General features: G+C 67.1%; 16 protein-coding genes. 7 read left to right on the top strand and 9 right to left on the bottom strand.

Features of this window, described 5'->3' with window-relative positions; genetic code table 11:
- Positions 1 to 125: 125 nt before the first annotated feature.
- From DN824_RS00520 to DN824_RS00510, 3 genes are all read right to left on the bottom strand, one after another.
- On the bottom strand, positions 126 to 1,091 hold the full coding sequence (locus tag DN824_RS00520) for a TAXI family TRAP transporter solute-binding subunit (RefSeq protein WP_138406433.1): 966 nt from the start codon (positions 1,089 to 1,091) through the stop codon (positions 126 to 128).
- Between the two features lie 160 nt (positions 1,092 to 1,251).
- Complete coding sequence (locus DN824_RS00515) at positions 1,252 to 2,649, bottom strand: sensor histidine kinase (protein ID WP_138406432.1); 1,398 nt, start codon at positions 2,647 to 2,649, stop codon at positions 1,252 to 1,254.
- Positions 2,642 to 3,313: a response regulator gene (locus DN824_RS00510; RefSeq protein ID WP_138406431.1), complete on the bottom strand. Its 672-nt coding sequence runs from the start codon at positions 3,311 to 3,313 to the stop codon at positions 2,642 to 2,644. Before DN824_RS00510 ends, DN824_RS00515 begins: the two co-directional genes overlap by 8 nt.
- Positions 3,314 to 3,720: 407 nt before the next feature.
- On the opposite strand from DN824_RS00510, the gene DN824_RS00505 reads away from it, so the two are divergent.
- The 4 genes from DN824_RS00505 to DN824_RS00490 all read left to right on the top strand — a co-directional run bounded on the left by DN824_RS00505 (position 3,721) and on the right by DN824_RS00490 (position 7,766).
- Positions 3,721 to 4,695 carry a Bug family tripartite tricarboxylate transporter substrate binding protein gene (locus DN824_RS00505; RefSeq protein WP_138406430.1) on the top strand — a complete coding sequence of 325 codons (975 nt, stop codon included), beginning with the start codon at positions 3,721 to 3,723 and terminating at the stop codon, positions 4,693 to 4,695.
- A 90-nt stretch (positions 4,696 to 4,785) separates the two neighbouring features.
- A complete protein-coding gene (locus tag DN824_RS00500; protein WP_138406429.1) occupies positions 4,786 to 5,229 on the top strand; it encodes a tripartite tricarboxylate transporter TctB family protein in 444 nt (147 codons plus the stop codon).
- 1 nt (position 5,230) lies between these two features.
- Positions 5,231 to 6,742 (top strand): tripartite tricarboxylate transporter permease, encoded by a 1,512-nt coding sequence (locus DN824_RS00495; RefSeq protein WP_138406428.1) that lies wholly within the window; start codon positions 5,231 to 5,233, stop codon positions 6,740 to 6,742.
- Position 6,743: 1 nt separating this feature from the next.
- On the top strand, positions 6,744 to 7,766 hold the full coding sequence (locus DN824_RS00490) for an AbrB family transcriptional regulator (RefSeq protein WP_138406427.1): 1,023 nt from the start codon (positions 6,744 to 6,746) through the stop codon (positions 7,764 to 7,766).
- Between the two features lie 37 nt (positions 7,767 to 7,803).
- On the opposite strand, the gene DN824_RS00485 is transcribed toward DN824_RS00490, so the two are convergent.
- The 5 genes from DN824_RS00485 to DN824_RS00465 all read right to left on the bottom strand — a co-directional run bounded on the left by DN824_RS00485 (position 7,804) and on the right by DN824_RS00465 (position 11,570).
- Positions 7,804 to 9,033, bottom strand: a complete 1,230-nt coding sequence (locus tag DN824_RS00485; RefSeq protein ID WP_138406426.1) for a nucleoside recognition domain-containing protein — start codon at positions 9,031 to 9,033, stop codon at positions 7,804 to 7,806.
- A 459-nt stretch (positions 9,034 to 9,492) separates the two neighbouring features.
- On the bottom strand, positions 9,493 to 9,663 hold the full coding sequence (locus DN824_RS00480) for a DUF1328 domain-containing protein (RefSeq protein ID WP_003282841.1): 171 nt from the start codon (positions 9,661 to 9,663) through the stop codon (positions 9,493 to 9,495).
- A 209-nt stretch (positions 9,664 to 9,872) separates the two neighbouring features.
- Positions 9,873 to 10,109, bottom strand: a complete 237-nt coding sequence (locus tag DN824_RS00475) for a hypothetical protein (RefSeq protein ID WP_138406425.1) — start codon at positions 10,107 to 10,109, stop codon at positions 9,873 to 9,875.
- Between the two features lie 202 nt (positions 10,110 to 10,311).
- The gene (locus DN824_RS00470; RefSeq protein ID WP_138406424.1) at positions 10,312 to 10,743 is read right to left on the bottom strand and encodes a PA2169 family four-helix-bundle protein; all 432 of its coding nucleotides are present in this window, start codon (positions 10,741 to 10,743) and stop codon (positions 10,312 to 10,314) included.
- 17 nt (positions 10,744 to 10,760) lie between these two features.
- Positions 10,761 to 11,570, bottom strand: a complete 810-nt coding sequence (locus DN824_RS00465) for a BON domain-containing protein (RefSeq protein WP_138406423.1) — start codon at positions 11,568 to 11,570, stop codon at positions 10,761 to 10,763.
- A 283-nt stretch (positions 11,571 to 11,853) separates the two neighbouring features.
- Between DN824_RS00465 and algB the strand changes: the two genes are divergently transcribed.
- From algB to DN824_RS00450, 3 genes are read left to right on the top strand one after another with little or no spacing between them, the layout of a single operon-like run.
- On the top strand, positions 11,854 to 13,200 hold the full coding sequence (gene algB, locus DN824_RS00460; RefSeq protein ID WP_138406422.1) for a sigma-54-dependent response regulator transcription factor AlgB: 1,347 nt from the start codon (positions 11,854 to 11,856) through the stop codon (positions 13,198 to 13,200).
- A complete protein-coding gene (locus DN824_RS00455; RefSeq protein ID WP_138406421.1) occupies positions 13,197 to 14,987 on the top strand; it encodes a KinB sensor domain-containing domain in 1,791 nt (596 codons plus the stop codon). Before algB ends, DN824_RS00455 begins: the two co-directional genes overlap by 4 nt.
- Positions 14,988 to 15,007: 20 nt before the next feature.
- Positions 15,008 to 15,412, top strand: a complete 405-nt coding sequence (locus DN824_RS00450; protein WP_138406420.1) for a DUF1330 domain-containing protein — start codon at positions 15,008 to 15,010, stop codon at positions 15,410 to 15,412.
- Between the two features lie 3 nt (positions 15,413 to 15,415).
- Here DN824_RS00450 and DN824_RS00445 read toward each other — a convergent pair whose 3' ends face one another.
- Positions 15,416 to 16,201 carry an N-acetylmuramoyl-L-alanine amidase gene (locus tag DN824_RS00445; RefSeq protein WP_138406419.1) on the bottom strand — a complete coding sequence of 262 codons (786 nt, stop codon included), beginning with the start codon at positions 16,199 to 16,201 and terminating at the stop codon, positions 15,416 to 15,418.
- Positions 16,202 to 16,246 lie beyond the last annotated feature (45 nt).

Below are 16,246 nucleotides of genomic sequence, written 5' to 3'. Positions count from 1 at the left end.
CCTGCCGGCTCGCGGGTTTTCAGAATGAAGCAAGATCGGGCGTTGCGGACGGGAGCGCCCCACTACGTCGCCACAGCGGTTATGGCAACGATAGCGGATGCCGGCGCGAACGCCCGCTCAGGTCCTTACAGCCAGCCACGTTCCTTGTAGTAACGCTCGGCACCTTCGTGCAGCGGCGCGGACAGACCTACCTTGATCATGTCCTCGGCCTTGAGGTCGGCGAACGCCGGGTGCAGGCGCTGGAAGCGCTCGAGGTTCTCGAACACCGCCTTGACCAGCTGGTAGACGGTTTCGGCGTCGGTACCGGTGGTGGTCGACAGCACGGCCTTGCCGCCGATCGACGGGGTGGCGGCGTCGTTGCCCTTGTACAGGCCGCCCGGGATGTCGGCCTTGGTGTAGTAGCTCTTCTCGGACAGCAGCTTGTCGATTTCCGGCCCGGTGATCGGTACCAGTACCGCGTCGACGGTGGTGGTCGCTTCCTGGATCGCGCCGTTCGGATGACCGACGAAGTAGGTCATGGCGTCGATGTTGTTGTCGCCCAGGGCGCTGGCCTGCTCGGCCGGCTTGAGCTCGGAAGCCAGGGAGAACACCGAACGGTTCCAGCCCTTGACCTGCATGATCTCTTCCAGGGTGTCGCGCTGACCGGAACCCGGGTTGCCGATGTTCACGCGCTTGCCCTTGAGGTCGTCCAGGCCCTTGATGTTGGCGTCACGACGCGCCAGCACGGTGAACACTTCACTCTGCAAGGAGAACACGGCGCGGATGTCTTCCATCTTGCCTTCGTTCTTGAAGGGCTCGACACCTTCCATCGCCTTGTACTGGTGGTCGGACTGCATGATGCCGAAGTTGAATTCGCCACTGCGCAGGCCGTTGACGTTGGCCACGCCGCCGCCGCTGGCCGGGGCGTTGCACTTGACGTTCTCGGCGTTACGGTTGACGAAACGGCAGATCGACTGGCCGGCCACGTAGTAAACGCCGGTCTGACCGCCGGTGCCGATGGTGACGAACTTGCTCTCGGCCTGTGCTACGCCAGTCAGGGTGGTACCCGCCAATGCCGCAGACAGGACCCATGCGAAGGATTTGCCTTTCATGGGAGATCTCCTTTTGAGTTGTTGTTGATTCCGGCCGAACCTTTTGGGCCGTTTCGATCGGAAGGCGGAGTTTAACCGGTCCGGGACGGCTGCACGAATGAAAAGCCGTGAGCGGACACGTCACAGCCGTGCAGCGTTGCGAATTCGGCGAGCGGCGCCGTCAGGCCGGGCCGCCGTCGGGGAACTCCACCCGCACCCGAAGCCCGCCGAGCCCGCCCTGGTCCAGATGGATTCCGGCCCGGTGGGCGCGGCAGATCTCGCCGACGATGGCCAGCCCGAGGCCGGCCCCCATGCCCTCGGCACGACGACGATAGAAGCGTGCGAAGACCTTTTCCCGCTCGTCGGGCGGAATGCCCGGGCCGTCGTCCTCCACCTCCAGCACGCAGGGCTCGAGGACCCTCAGCACCACGTTGCCGCCGGGCGGCGTATGCGCCAGGGCATTGTCCAGCAGGTTGCTGAGCAGCTCGTTGAGCAAGGTCGGCTCGCCCAGTACCCACACCGGCCGCTCGGCCTCCAGCGCCAGGGCGACGCCGCGCTTGTGCGCCAGCGCCGCCATCGCCAGCCCCAGCTCGCGGGCCAGCTGGCTGAGGTCCAGGCGCTGCGCCCCGCCCTCGGCGACCGCCTGGGCACCGCTTTCGATGCGCGCCAGCGACAGCAGCTGGTTGGCCAGGTGGGTCAGCCGGTCGGTGTTCTGCGCCGCGTCTTCCAGGGTTTCGCGCCAGGCCGCCGGTTCCTGCTGGCGCAACCCCAGCTCGATGCGTGCCTTGAGCGCCGCCAGCGGCGTGCGCAGCTCGTGGGACGCATCGGCGATGAACTGCGCCTGGCGTTCGAACTGGCCACGCAGGCGCTCGGTGAAGTGGTTGATCGCGACCACCAGCGGCTTGAGTTCGCGCTGCACCCTGACCAGGCGCAGCGGACGCAGGTCGTCGGGCTGGCGCTCTTCCACCGCCTCGCTGATCTTGCCCAGCGGACGCAACGCCGCGCCGACCGCCAGCCACACCAGCACCAGCGCCGCCACCGCCAGCACGCCGACGCGCCAGAGGGTGTCGGTCAGCAGGCTGCGCGCCATCCGTTCGCGGGCGCCCTGGGTTTCGGCGACACGAATCTCGACGATGCCTTGCAGCTCCGGCTCGCTCAGCGGCTGCAACAGGCTCACCACGCGCACCCCGTGCCCACGGTAGGTGCCGTCGTAGAAGCGCGCCAGCGCGGGATAGTCATCGGTGCGCGGCGTGTCCGCGGGCGGCGCCGGCAGGTCGTCGTAGCCCGAGACCAGCTCCCCTGCGTCGTCCAGCACCTGGTAATAGATGCGCCCGGCGAGGTCGTAGGCGAAGGTGTCGAGCGCCACGTAGGGCACGTTGGCGCTGAGCCGGCCGCTGCTGGTGGTGCCAAGCCCCTCGGCGATGGCCCGGGCCGAGGCCAGCAGCGTACGGTCATAGGCGGTATCGGCCGCGGCGCGGCCGTTCCAGTAGGCGCTCCAGCCACTGAACAGCAGCAGCAGCGCGAGCAGAACCGCCAGACGGCGCAGCAGGCTCCAGCGCAGGCTGCGGGCTTCAGCCATCCATGGGCTCCAGCAGATAACCCAGGCCGCGGAAGGTGACGATCCGCACCTGGCTGCCTTCGAGCTTCTTGCGCAGCCGGTGGATGTAGATTTCGATGGCGTCGGGGCTGGCCTCCTGGTCGAGGCCGAAGACCTGGGCGGCCAGCTGATCCTTGCTCATGACCCGCCCGGGCCGGGCGATCAGCGCCTCGAGCACCGACTGCTCGCGGGAGGTAAGGCTCATGGGATCCTCGTCGAGGCTGAAACGGCGGGTGCCGAGGTCATAGACCAGCCCGCCGCAGCGCTGCAGCTGCTCGCCCCCCAGCACGCTGCGGCGCAGCAGCGCCTTGACCCGCGCCTCCAGTTCGGACAGCTCGAACGGCTTGGCCAGGTAATCGTCGGCGCCGAGGTTCAGGCCATGCACGCGATCCTTCACTTCGCTGCGGGCCGTCAGCATCAGCACCGGCAGCGTCTTGCCGCGCTCGCGCAGGCGCGCCAGCACCTCGAAACCGTCCAGCCGCGGCAGCCCGACGTCGAGGATCGCCAGCGCATACTCCTCGCTGGCCAGCGCCAGGTCGGCGGCAACGCCGTCGTGCAGCAGGTCCACCGTCCAGCCGGCACCGCGCAGCGCCTGGGAGACGCTGTCGGCCAGCTGGGGATGATCCTCGACGAGCAGAATCCGCATGGAACCTCCTGGCCGCGCGAATAGGGAGGCGCAGTGTACTGCAAGGGGCTACCGCCGGTCCGCTGCCCGGCAGTTTTGTAACTGAAAGCTTGGCGAAAGCTTGACTGTCTAGGATCCGGAACGGATGGCTCGATCCATCCGCCACGGCAGCCCGCTGCCGCTAAAAGAAAAACAAGACTGGAGAAACACCCATGCTGACTGCCGTCAGAACGTCCTGCCCGCACCCTGCCGTCGAGCGAACCGCTCCGCCCGGTGCCCCGCATTCCGCCCCCTGCGCCAGCGCGCAACCGGCCCTGTCCGGTGCGTCGACCTAACGTCGCCGCGCCCTTCGCATGGTGCGTGGCCGCCCAAGTTCGCCACCACCTCGTACCGCTTGAACCAAAACAACACTCCAACGGAGATCCTCGATGAAGACCGCTCTCAGCCGTTTCGCCCTGCTCAGCTCGTGCCTGCTGCTTTCCAGCCAGTTGATGGCCGAACCCAAACGCCCCGAATGCATCGCCCCGGCCAAGCCCGGCGGCGGTTTCGACCTGACCTGCAAGCTCGCCCAGAGCGGCCTCAAGGACGCCGGCCTGCTCAAGTCGCCGATGCGCGTGACCTACATGCCCGGCGGCGTCGGCGCGGTCGCGTACAACTCGGTGGTCGCCCAGCGCGCCGGTGAACCAGGCACCGTGGTGGCCTTCTCCAGCGGCTCGCTGCTGAACCTGGCCCAGGGCAAGTTCGGCCGCTACGACGAAACCGCCGTGCGCTGGCTGGCCGCGGTCGGCACCGACTACGGCGCCATCTCGGTTCGAGCCGACTCGCCCTACCAGGACCTCGACGACCTGATCGCGGCGGTCAAGAAAGACCCGGGCAGCGTCGTCTTCGGCGCCGGCGCCACCATCGGCGGCCAGGACTGGATGCAGACCGCGCTGATCGCCCGCGCCGCCGGCGTCGATCCGCAGAAGCTGCGCTACGTCGCCTTCGAAGGCGGCGGCGAAACCCTCACCGCCATGCTCGGTGGCCACGTTCAGGTGACCAGCAGCGGCCTGGGCGAAGTGACCCCGCAACTGGACGCCGGCAAGGTGCGCATCCTCGCCGTCCTCTCGGACGAGCGCCTGCCAGGCAAGCTCGCCGGCATCCCCACCGCCAAGGAGCAGGGCTTCGACATCACCTGGCCGGTGATCCGCGGCTTCTACATGGGGCCTGAGGTGAGCGACGAGGACTTCAACTGGTGGAAGACCCAGTTCGACACCCTGCTCGCCGACGAGGATTTCGCCACCCTGCGCGAACAGCGCGACCTGTTCCCGCTCTCGATGACCGGCGAAGAGCTCGACGCGTTCGTCAAGAAACAGGTCGAGCAGTACAAGGCGCTGGCCGGCGAATTCGGCCTCGTCAAGTAACCGGACGGCCCCTCGCGGCCTGCGAGGGGCCTCGACCGTGCGCCCTTTCCCAGGGACAGGGCCCTGTTCCGCCCTCCGAGGTACCCCTTCATGTACGTAAGAGTCTTCGCCGCGCTGTGGCTGCTGGCCTGTGTCGGGCTGGGGCTGATCGCCTGGGGATTCCAGGCGCCCTTCGCCTATGACCCGGTGGGCCCGCGCGCTTATCCGCTGCTGCTGATCATCCTCATGGCCTGCGGCTCGCTCTGGCTGCTGCTCAAGCCCAAGGGCGAAGCGACGCCCGCCTTCGACTGGGCGATGGCACGCCGCGTGGGCCTCTGCATCGCCGCACTGCTTGCCTACGCCCTGCTGTTCGAGCCCCTGGGCTTCATCGTCAGCACCGCGCTGGCCGGTTTCTGCATCGGCCTGCTGTTCAACGGCCGGCTCTGGGCTTGCGCTCTGAGCGGCGTACTGCTCGGCGTGCTGCTGTACGCCTTGTTCGACTATGCGCTGGACGTGCCGCTGCCGCTCGGCGTGCTGCGCTTCCTGGAGAGCTGATATGGAAACCCTGAATTTCCTGATGCAGGGATTTGACGTCGCCACCCGGCCGACCAACCTGCTGGTGGCGCTGTTCGGCGCATTCGTCGGCACCGTCGTGGGCCTGCTGCCCGGCCTCGGCCCGATCAACGGCGTGGCGCTGCTGCTGCCGCTGGCCTTCGCCCTCGGCCTGCCGCCGGAAACCGCGCTGATCCTCCTCGCCGCGGTGTACCTGGGCTGCGAGTACGGCGGCCGCATCTCGGCGATCCTGCTCAACGTCCCGGGCGATGCCGCCGCGGTGATGACCACCCTCGACGGCTACCCGCTGGCCCGCCAGGGCAAGGCAGGCATCGCCCTGTCGCTGTCGGCGGTCAGCTCCTTCATCGGCAGCATCATCGCCACCTGCGGCGTGGTGCTGTTCGCCCCGCTGCTGGCGAAATGGGCGGTGGCCTTCGGTCCGGCCGAATACTTCGTGCTGATGATCTTCGCCATCGCCTGCCTCGGCGGGATGGTGGGCGACAAACCGGTGAAGACCCTGATGTCGGCCCTGATCGGCCTGGCGCTGGCCACGGTCGGCGTGGATTCGACCACCGGCGTCTACCGCTTCACCTTCGACAGCGTGAGCCTGTCCGACGGCATCCAGTTCGTCATCGTGGTGATCGGCTTCTTCAGCGTCAGCGAGATCCTGCTGATGCTGGAAAAGACCCACAGCGGCCAGCAGGTGGTCAAGGCCAGCGGGCGCATGCTGTTCAACCTCAAGGAGTTCGGCCTGACCTTCTGGACCATGATCCGCAGCGCCACGGCGGGCTTCGTGATCGGCACCCTGCCCGGCGCCGGCGCGACCATCGCCAGCGCCATGACCTACATGACCGAGAAGCGCATGGCCGGCGACAAGGGCCGCTTCGGCGACGGCGACCTGCGCGGCCTGGCCGCGCCGGAAGCGGCGAACAACGCCTCGGCATGCGGCTCGCTGATCCCGATGCTGACCCTGGGCGTTCCCGGCTCCGGCACCACCGCGGTGATGATCGGCGCGCTGACGCTCTACAACATCACCCCCGGCCCGCTGCTGTTCGAACAGCAGCCCGACGTGGTCTGGGGCCTGATCGCCTCGCTGTTCATCGGCAACGTGATCCTGCTGGTGATGAACATCCCGCTGGTGGGCCTGTTCTCGCGCATGCTCAGCGTGCCGAACTGGGTGCTGGTGCCGGTGATCACCGCGATCAGCCTGGTCGGCGTCTACTCGGTGCACAGCACCACCTTCGACCTGGTGCTGATGATCGGCCTCGGGGTGTTCGGCTACCTGCTGCGCAAGCTCGACTTCCCGCTGTCCTCGCTGATCCTGGGCTTCGTGCTCGGCGAGATGATGGAAGACAACCTGCGCCGCGCCCTGTCGATCTCCAACGGCGAGCTGGGCATTCTCTGGGGCAGCCCGATCACCCTGACCCTCTGGGCGCTGGCGATCTTCATGCTGGCGATGCCCGGCATTCGCTGGACGCTCAAGCGTCGCCGCGCGGCCGCACAGGCCAATGCCTGACATGCGGGGTCGACTGCCCAGCTGGTGGGCGACTCCGCTGATCGGCGCCGTTGGCGGCTGGCTGGCGAGCCTCGCCGGCTGGCCGCTGCCCTGGATGGTCGGCTCGCTGCTGGCGGTCATCGCGATCCGCTGCAGCGGCTGGCTGGTCGACGAGGTCCCCCATGGCCGCCAGGTCGGGCAATGGATCATCGCCAGCGCCATCGGCCTGCACTTCACCAGCGAGGTGATGGAGCAGGTCCTGAGCCACTTCGGGGTGATTTTCGCCGGTGCCGTCGGGACGCTGCTGCTCGGCCTGATCGGCATCCTCGTCCTGATGCGCGGTGGCGTCGATCGCGCCACCGCGTTCTTCTCCAGCATGCCGGGGGGCGCCAGCGAAATGGTCAACCTGGCCGCGCGCCACGATGCGCAGCCGGCACGGGTGGCCGCCTCGCACAGCTTGCGCCTGCTGCTGGTGGTGCTGGTGGTGCCGGCGCTGTTCACCTGGAGCCTGCCGCCGGTGGAGCCGCCCGCGCCCTATCCCGTCAGCTGGCCCTGGCTGGCCTTGCTGATGCCGGCCGGCGCCCTGCTGGCGCTGCTGTGGAAGCGCCTGGGCCAGCCCAATCCCTGGATGCTCGGCCCGCTGACGGCCTGCGCGATCGCGGCGGTCGCCTTCGACCTGCATGTCGGCCTGCCGCCTGAAGCCGGGAAGTTCGGCCAGTGGCTGATCGGCTGCTCGCTGGGCTGCCACTTCGACCGACCGTTCTTCCGCAGCGCGCCGGGTTTTCTGATGCGGGTGCTGGTGTTCACCCTGCTGGCGATGCTCGCCGCCGCGGGGATGGCCGAAGGGCTGGGCTGGCTGGCGACGCTGAATCAGACCTCGCTGATGCTGGGCATGATGCCCGGCGGCATCACCGAGCTGTGCCTGACCGCCGAGGCGCTGCAACTGTCGGTGGCGCTGGTCACCGCGCTGCAGGTGCTGCGGCTGTTCCTGGTGATGTTCCTCGCCGAGCCGCTGTTCCGTCTCTGGCTGCGCGCCCGCCCCTGAACGCCCGCGGGCGCCTGCTCCGGGCGCCCGCGCGGTGTCAGCCGAAGAACCAGTAGCAAACCCCGATCGCCGCCACCACGCCGGCGAAGTCCGCCGCCAGCGCACAGCCCAGCGCGTGCCGGGCGCGCTGGATGCCCACCGCACCGAAATACACCGCCAGCACGTAGAACGTGGTCTCGGTGCTGCCCTGCACCGTCGCGGCCAGCAACGCCGGGAAGCTGTCCACGCCCTGGCTCTGCATCGTCTCGATCAGCATCGCCCGCGCCGCGCTGCCGGAGAACGGCTTGACCAGCGCGGTGGGCAGCGCATCGACGAAGCGGGTATCCCAGCCCAGCACCTCGACCAGCCAGCGAATGCCGTCCAGGCCGAAGTCCAGCGCGCCCGAAGCCCGCAGCACGCCAATCGCGCAGAGCATGGCGATCAGGTAGGGCAGCAGGCTCTTGGCCACGTCGAAGCCTTCTTGGGCGCCCTCGACGAAGCTTTCGTAGACCGGCACCTTGCGCAGCGCCCCGACCACCAGAAAGGCGATGATCAGGCCGAACAGCGTGAGATTGCCGAGCAGCGACGACAGGGAGGCCAGCGCGGTCGCCGACAGGCCGGCCAGCAGGGCCATGAAGCCGCCGAGCAGCAGCGCGCCGGGTATCAGGTACATCAGCACCACCGGGTCCCAGATCCGCAGCCGCTGGACCAGCGCCACGGCGAGCAATCCGGCCAGGGACGAGGCGCTGGTGGCCAGCAGGATGGGCAGGAACACCAGGGTCGGGTCGTCGGCGCCCTGCTGCGCGCGGTACATGAAGATGGTCACCGGCAGCAGGGTCAGGCCCGAGGTGTTGAGCACCAGGAACAGAATCTGCGCGTTGCTGGCGATGGTCTTGCTCGGGTTGAGCTCCTGCAGCGCACGCATCGCCTTCAGGCCGATCGGCGTGGCCGCGTTGTCCAGCCCCAGCCCGTTGGCGGCGAAGTTGAGGGTGATCAGGCCGAGCGCGGGATGGCCCGGCGGCACCTCGGGCATCAACCGCCGGAACAGCGGGCCCAGCAGGCGCGCGAGCTGCTCCACCAGGCCGGCCTTTTCCGCGATCCGCAGGAAGCCGAGCCACAGCGTCAGGGTGCCGAACAGCACGATCATCACCTCGACGGCCAGCTTGGCCATGGCGAACAGGCTTTCCACCAGCGCGGCGAAGACCGCAGGGTCGCCGCCGATCAGCCAGCGTGCCGCGGCAGCGACGGCGGCCACCAGAAAAAAGCCCAGCCAAAGGCCGTTGAGCATGACGTTCTCCCGCGTGAAAGTGGCGCCGATGATACCGGCGCGGACGCACCGAGGTCACCCGAGCGCCGACCGCGCAGGCCATGCACAGGCCCGGGGCGCGAGAAAGACGATAAGCGGGAAGAAAACGGAAGATGGTACGGGGCGGGCATTGCCTGCCGAGCAGATAGCTGAACCAGAGGCGGCCCTCTTGCCGCCTCCGGCTACAGCCTTCACCGAACCTGATCCGCAATCGCGGAGGTACTCCCTGTACCCCTAGGTCGCTCCGACAGACCTCGTCAGAACATCCCGATCCCATGGTTCACCCCTTCCGGGGGGATGGCTACCGAGGCGGCCGTGTCGACCGCCTCCGGACGGGTTGGGTTCATCGTCCAGTGACTGAACATGAACCCGCAATGGGTGGCATCCAGTGCCTACGAAGTCCCTGTGTTGCAGCCGCCCTTACGGGCGGCTATGGGCGCATCAGACTCGCGGACCACGGCCACGGCCGAAGATCAAGGATGCTACGAAGAGCACCAGGAACACGACGAACAGGATCTTGGCGATACCCGTCGCGGTGCCAGCGATACCACCGAAGCCCAGAACAGCAGCGATGATGGCGATGATCAGAAAGGTAATAGCCCAACTCAGCATGGTGTTTCTCCTCTTGGTGTGGAACCGATTCAGTCGTTCAGGGATAGCTCCGCTCGACTGCATTTCTTCTTCTGCCTGCGCTGTCCGCTACGGCCAGCACGCGTGACTCGCTCAGCGCCCGATGCAGCATCGTGAGGCTGGAGCACATCGCAACCGCCAGGCAGGCTGCCAATACCGCAAGACTCATCAGCCACATACGACGTTCTCCTTCAAAAGACCCAACGTTGCTGAACCGCCGGCTGGGCGTACTCGAGAGGCCGAGGGGCCTGACGGTTCTGAGCGAACTCAATTGGTTGAGCGTCATACATCCGGATTCGTTCCACTGATTCTTTCTGCGCCTGGCTGAGCGGTTCCGACATGGGGCTCTCGGCACCCATGATCAGCATGGCTACAGCGCCTGTGAGGAAACCTTTGCTGGCAAGAGAGAAACAGGCCTCGCGTTTCATCCCACAACTCCTTTTCTGAGCACACCGGATAATCGTTGCTAAGGACATTGCAGAGCGCGTGCCAGCCTTTGCCACCAAAATAATCTTTATAAATCAATAACTTAGAACATCAAAAAACAACCGCGACGCTTAATTTGCACGATGCACGTTTTTTGGGCCGGGCTTTTTGCATGACCGCAGAAAAGCCCGGCGACCTCCTGCGTCAGTGCATGCTTTTCTTCAGGTTGCGCATGCGGTCGTGGCAGGCGCGAATCTTCGGCAGCTCGATGGCCAGCAACGCCCGTACGTCGGGTTCCGCGTCCTTGAGGGCATCTTCGAACGCATGCAGGATGCGGTCCTCGCTCTCTTCGAGCTGGTCGACGAACACGGTCGTCTCGTCGCCCAGCTTGGCCTTGGAGTCGGCGTACAGTTCGCGCATTTTTCCGACCAGCGTGCCGCTCTGCGCGGGCTGCTCGTGATGGGCGGCGACCTTGACGCTCAGCGCCTGGATCACATGGGTCTTGGCCTGCGCCATGTCACGGAACAGATGCTGGAGTTCCACATCCTTCACGTGCTCGATGGCGTGCTGATAGAAGTGCTGCCCGTCGCGGGTGATTTCGATCAGTTCGTTCAGTTGAGTCATGGCTCGGCTCATGGTGTTCTCCTTCGCAGTTAGTGGACTTGCAATTGCTCGGCACTGACCTCGCGTACCCCTCTGATGCCGCGTGCCGTCTCTATCGCCCGCTGCCGTTGCTCGGCACTGGCGACCCTGCCACTCAGGGCCACCCGCCCTTCATGGGTATCGACGGCTATGGCGAGCCCGTCGAGGTCGCGCTCGTACAGCAGGGCGCTTTTCACTTTGCTGGTGATCCAGGCATCGCTGAGCGTGGTCTGAACATCGTCGGCGGCGGCCGCGGCCCTGCCGGCGGTACTGGGGCCCCCGCCGACCGTGATCCGATTGTCCACCGAGCGAACCGCCTCGGTGGTGCTCGCCAACCGCTCGGCCTCGGCCTTGCCCGCCTCGGTCTGGGAACGCCCGGTCAGGGTCACCACCCCGTCTCGGGTATCGACATGGATATCCAGGCCTTCGGTCTCGCGGTTCCACAACAGCTTGGACTTGACCGTGGCGGTAATCGCTCCATCGTCCAGCCGGCGCGAGACGGTCGCGCCCGTGTTTCGCGGGCGATCGGCATCGGCATCGACGCGGATTTCGTTGTCGACGCTCATCACCCCGGGTACGTCGCGGGCGATGCGTTCGGCGAGCTCCTTCTCGGCGGCATTGTCGACGTCGCCCAGCAGCAAGACCCGCCCACCGGCCACCTCGGCCCGCAGCGCATGGCTCTTCAGGCTGGAACTGTCCGACAACGCCTGCTCGACCGAGCCCTCGAGCGCCTCGTCCGGCGCCGCCGCGTCCTGCGCCTGGACAGCGGACGCCGCCGCCAGCCAGGCGCAGGCGGTGAGCACAGCGAATCGATGATTCATGGCAATCTCCTTGCGTTGCGATCAGTGCATTCCGAGCACTGGTCGCAAGCGCTATGCCAACCGCCAGAGCGGGGCGCGGCGCGGCTCCAGGGCCTTGGGCAGTGCGATCACCCATGCAGGCTGCAGGATGGACGACGCTCGGCCGTGCAACTTGCACGGCGTTTTGTAGACTAAGCATGGCGCTTGACGGCCCGATGGGCAGCGGCGCAGGAAATGGCTATTGTGCCCAGCTGTTTTAACCCCCAAGGCCTGCGACGCCAGGCCAGAGCGAGTGAAATCACCCATGGATCAAACGACGGATACCGGCGGCCGCATTCTGCTGGTGGATGACGAGGCCGCCATCCTGCGTACCTTCCGCTATTGCCTCGAAGACCGCGGCTATACCGTCATGACCGCCGCCAGCGCTGCCCAGGCCGAGGCCATCCTGCAGCGCCAGGTCTTCGATCTCTGCTTCCTCGACCTGCGCCTGGGCGAGGACAGCGGCCTGGACGTGCTGCAACAGATGCGCGTGCTGGCACCCTGGATGCGCGTGGTCATCGTGACCGCCCACTCGGCCGTGGACACCGCGGTCGACGCGATGCAGGCCGGCGCCGCCGACTACCTGGTCAAGCCCTGCAGCCCCGAACAGCTGCGCCTGGCCGCGGCCAAGCAGCTGGAAGTCCGGCAGATGGCGGCGCGCCTCGAAGCCCTGGAGGGCGAGGTGCAGAAGCGCAGCGATGCCCTGGGCTCCCACAGCCCGGCGATGATGGGCGTGCTGGAGACCGCGCGGCAGGTGGCCGACACCGACGCCAACATCCTGATTCTCGGCGAGTCCGGTACCGGCAAGGGCGAGCTGGCCCATGGCATCCACAACTGGAGCCGCCGCGCGAAGAAGAACTTCGTCACCATCAACTGCCCGTCGCTGTCGGCCGACCTGATGGAAAGCGAGCTGTTCGGCCACAACCGCGGGGCCTTCACCGGCGCCACCGAAAGCACCCTGGGCCGGGTCAACCAGGCCGACGGCGGCACCCTGTTCCTCGACGAGATCGGCGACTTCCCGCTGGCCCTGCAGCCCAAGCTGCTGCGCTTCATCCAGGACAAGGAATACGAGCGGGTCGGCGATCCGGTCACCCGTCGCGCCGACGTGCGCATCCTCGCGGCCACCAACCTCAACCTCGAAGAGATGGTGCGCGAAGGCAAGTTCCGCGAAGACCTGCTCTACCGCCTGAACGTCATCACCCTCAACCTGCCGCCGATGCGCGAGCGGCCCGAGGACGTGATCGCCCTGGCCGAGCGTTTCCTCGCCCACTTCGTCAAGAACTACGGGCGCCCGGCGCGCGGCTTCAGCGACGCCGCCGTCGCCGCGCTCAAGGCCTATCGCTGGCCCGGCAACGTGCGCGAGCTGCGCAACGTGATCGAGCGCGCCAGCATCATCTGCCCGCAGGCGATGATCGAGGTGAACCACCTCGGCCTCGGCGAACAGGCCGCCAGCAACGCGCCACGCATCGGCGAGCCGCTTAGCCTGGAAGAGCTTGAAAAGGCCCACATCGCCGGCGTGCTCGCCAGCAGCGAGACCCTCGACCAGGCCGCCCGCACACTCGGTATCGACGCCTCGACGCTCTATCGCAAACGCAAGCAATACGGCCTATGAAGCTTCAGATGAAGCTGCGAACCCGACTCTTCCTCGGGTTTTCGGCACTGATGACGGTGGCGCTGCTCGGGCTGTTGCTGGCCCTGGTCAGCGTGATGCAGATGGCGCAAAGCCAGGAACGGCTGATCCGCAACAACTTCGGCATCATCGAGATCAACCAGAAGCTGCGCCAGTCGCTGGGCAACCACATGGTGTTGCTGCTCAAGGCGAACCCCGACCCCGCCGCCCTGGCGGAGGTCCGCGAAGCCTTCCAGACGACCCTGGACAAAGGCATCAGCGAAGCCCCCGAGCAACTCGACCAGCAGACCTTCGCGCGGATCGGCGAGGCCTATGCCCGTTTCACCCGGATCGCCGAAGCCCCCAACAGCGATGCGCTCAGACTGTTCGAGGACGGCAACCAGCTGAGCCAGGCCTTCAACGACGTGCGCAACCTCATGGCCGACATGCAGCAGGCGGCCTACGACCATATCCGCGACACCGAGATCCGCGGCCGCGATCGCGCCCTGCTGCTGGCCGGGCTGCTCGGCCTGACCGGCGTGGCCGTGCTGGTGATCGGCTTCATCACCGCCCACAGCTTCGCCCGCCGCTTCGGCGACCCCATCGAGCAGCTGTCGGCCGCGGCCGACCAGATCGGCCGCGGCGACTTCAACCTCACCCTGCCGGCTTCGCCGATCGCCGAAGTGTCTTCGCTGATCCGCCGATTCGGGCTGATGGCCGAGGCGCTGCACCAGTTCAAGCAGACCAACGTCGAAGCCCTGGTCAACGGCCAGCAGCGCCTGCAGGCCCTGCTGGACAGCATCGACGACGGCCTGCTGATCATCGACCGCAACGGCCATCTGGAGCACGCCAACCCGGTCGCCCAGCGCCAGCTGGCCTGGGAAACCGAGCACCTCGGCTCGAGCCTCGGCGAAGCGCTCGGCGCGCCGGAGCTGGACGCCGCCGCGCAGCAGGTCCTCAACGACAAGCCCCTGGCGGCCCCGCCGGAAGACCTGGTGATCGAGGCCGACGGCGAGAAGCGCCTGCTGGCCTGGCGGATGAGCCCGGTCAACCACCAGGACGGCCGCATCAGCGGGGCGGTGATGGTGCTGCACGACGTCACCGACCAGCGCACCTTCGAGCGCGTGCGCAACGAGTTCGTGCTGCGCGCCTCCCATGAGCTGCGTACGCCGGTGACGGGCATGCAGATGGCCTTCAGCCTGCTGCGCGAACGGATGAAGTTCGCCCCGGAAAGCCGCGAGGCGGACCTGTCGACCACCGTCCACGAAGAGATGCAGCGCCTGGTCGGGCTGATCAACGACCTGCTCAACTTCTCCCGCTACCAGAGCGGCCAGCAGAAGCTCGACCGCTCGCCCTGCGACATTACCGAGCTGCTCGGCCAGGCCCGCGAGCGCTTCCTCATGCAGGCGCAAGCGCTGGGCATCGAGCTGAACCTGGAGCTGCAACCGCCGCTGCCGAGCCTGCTGCTCGATCGCTCGCAGATGGACCGGGTGCTGGACAACCTGCTCAGCAACGCCCTGCGCTACACCCCCAAGGGCGGCGAGATCCGCCTGCTGGCGCGGCGTCACGGCGAGCGGGTGATCCTGAGCGTCGAGGACAACGGCGAAGGCATCCCCTACAGCCAGCAGGCGCGGATCTTCGAGCCGTTCGTGCAGATCGGCCGCCGTCGCGGCGGTGCCGGACTGGGGCTTGCCTTATGCAAGGAAATCGCCCAGCTGCATGGTGGCCGGATCGGCGTGCACTCGCGTATCGGTCATGGGACGATCTTCTACGTCGCCCTGCCAATCTAAGGGCAAGCCGGAGCCCTCCCATGCCGAGCCTCACCCCCAGCCGCGAGCAGCTGGAGCAGTTCGCCCGCGCCATGCCTTCAGCCGTGCCTATCCTGATGCTCAACCTGCTGCGCTACAACGAACAGGCGGCTTACCCGCCCGGCAGCAGCCACAGCCCGTGCAGCGGCCGCGAGGCGTATGCCCGCTACAGCCGGGTGGCACTCGAGCATCTACGCGCCGTCGGCGCTGAAGTGGAAATCATGGCCCGGGCACACGCCGCGCTGATCGCACCGCCCGGAGAGGATTGGGATGAGCTGCTGCTGGTCCGCTACCCCTCGAAAGAGGCATTTCTCTCGATGATCGCCGACGATGGCTACCACGCCGCCAGCGAACACCGCACCGCCGCCCTCGCCGACTCACGCCTGATCGGCACGACCCGGCGCTGACGCTCAGCCGCGCCGCTGGTCCGCCAGCGCCTGCAGCATCGCGGCGGTCTCGGCATCGGGCTCGCCGTCGAAACGGGTCGGGCGGTACTTCATCTGGAAGGCGGCGATCACGTTGCGGGTTTCCAGATCCAGATGGCCATGGCGCGGGACCTTGTAGCCTTCGGCGCCCAGCGCGTCCTGGAACCAGGCAACATCGGGCAGCTGCAGCGCATACGCGGCCTGGTACGCGGCCACCCGCTCAGGCTGGGGCCAGGGGATCAGCCCCTCGTCGGCCAGGCGCTTCCAGGGGAACATCGGACCGGGATCGACCTTGCGCTGGGGCGCGATGTCGCTGTGGCCGATGATGGCGCCGGGCTTGAGCCCGTGGCGCTGCATGATGTCCTTGAGCAACACCACCAGCGCGTCGATCTGCTCCTCACCGAAGGGATACCAGAGCCGGCTGCCGTCAGGCCCTTCCTGATAACCCAGATTGATCAGTTCGATGCCGATCGAGGTCGCGTTGAGCCAGGTGCGCCCCTGCCATTCGCTCTCGCCGGCATGCCAGGCACGGCGGTCCTCGTCCACCATCCGGTAGATGGTCGCCGGAGACTGGCCGATCAGGTAGTGGGTGCTGACGTCGTTGCCGCCCAGCAGTGCCAGCGAGCGCTCGAGGTCCGCGGAGGTGTAGTGCACGATGATGTATTGCACGCGGCTGTCATGGCCGGTGGAGCTGTGGCGGGTATCGATGCGCGGCCCGCTGGCGCAACCGGCCAGGAGCAGGAACAGTGCGGCGATGGCGGCGATTTTCATGAACGACCTCTGATCGACAGCTGGATGACTTCGAGATCGGACGGC

Source organism: Stutzerimonas nosocomialis, assembly GCF_005876855.1.
In the GTDB taxonomy this organism is placed as follows: Bacteria; Pseudomonadota; Gammaproteobacteria; order Pseudomonadales; family Pseudomonadaceae; genus Stutzerimonas; species Stutzerimonas nosocomialis.
Note: the sequence above shows the minus strand (reverse complement) of the source record. Positions and strands in the feature narration are given on the sequence as shown.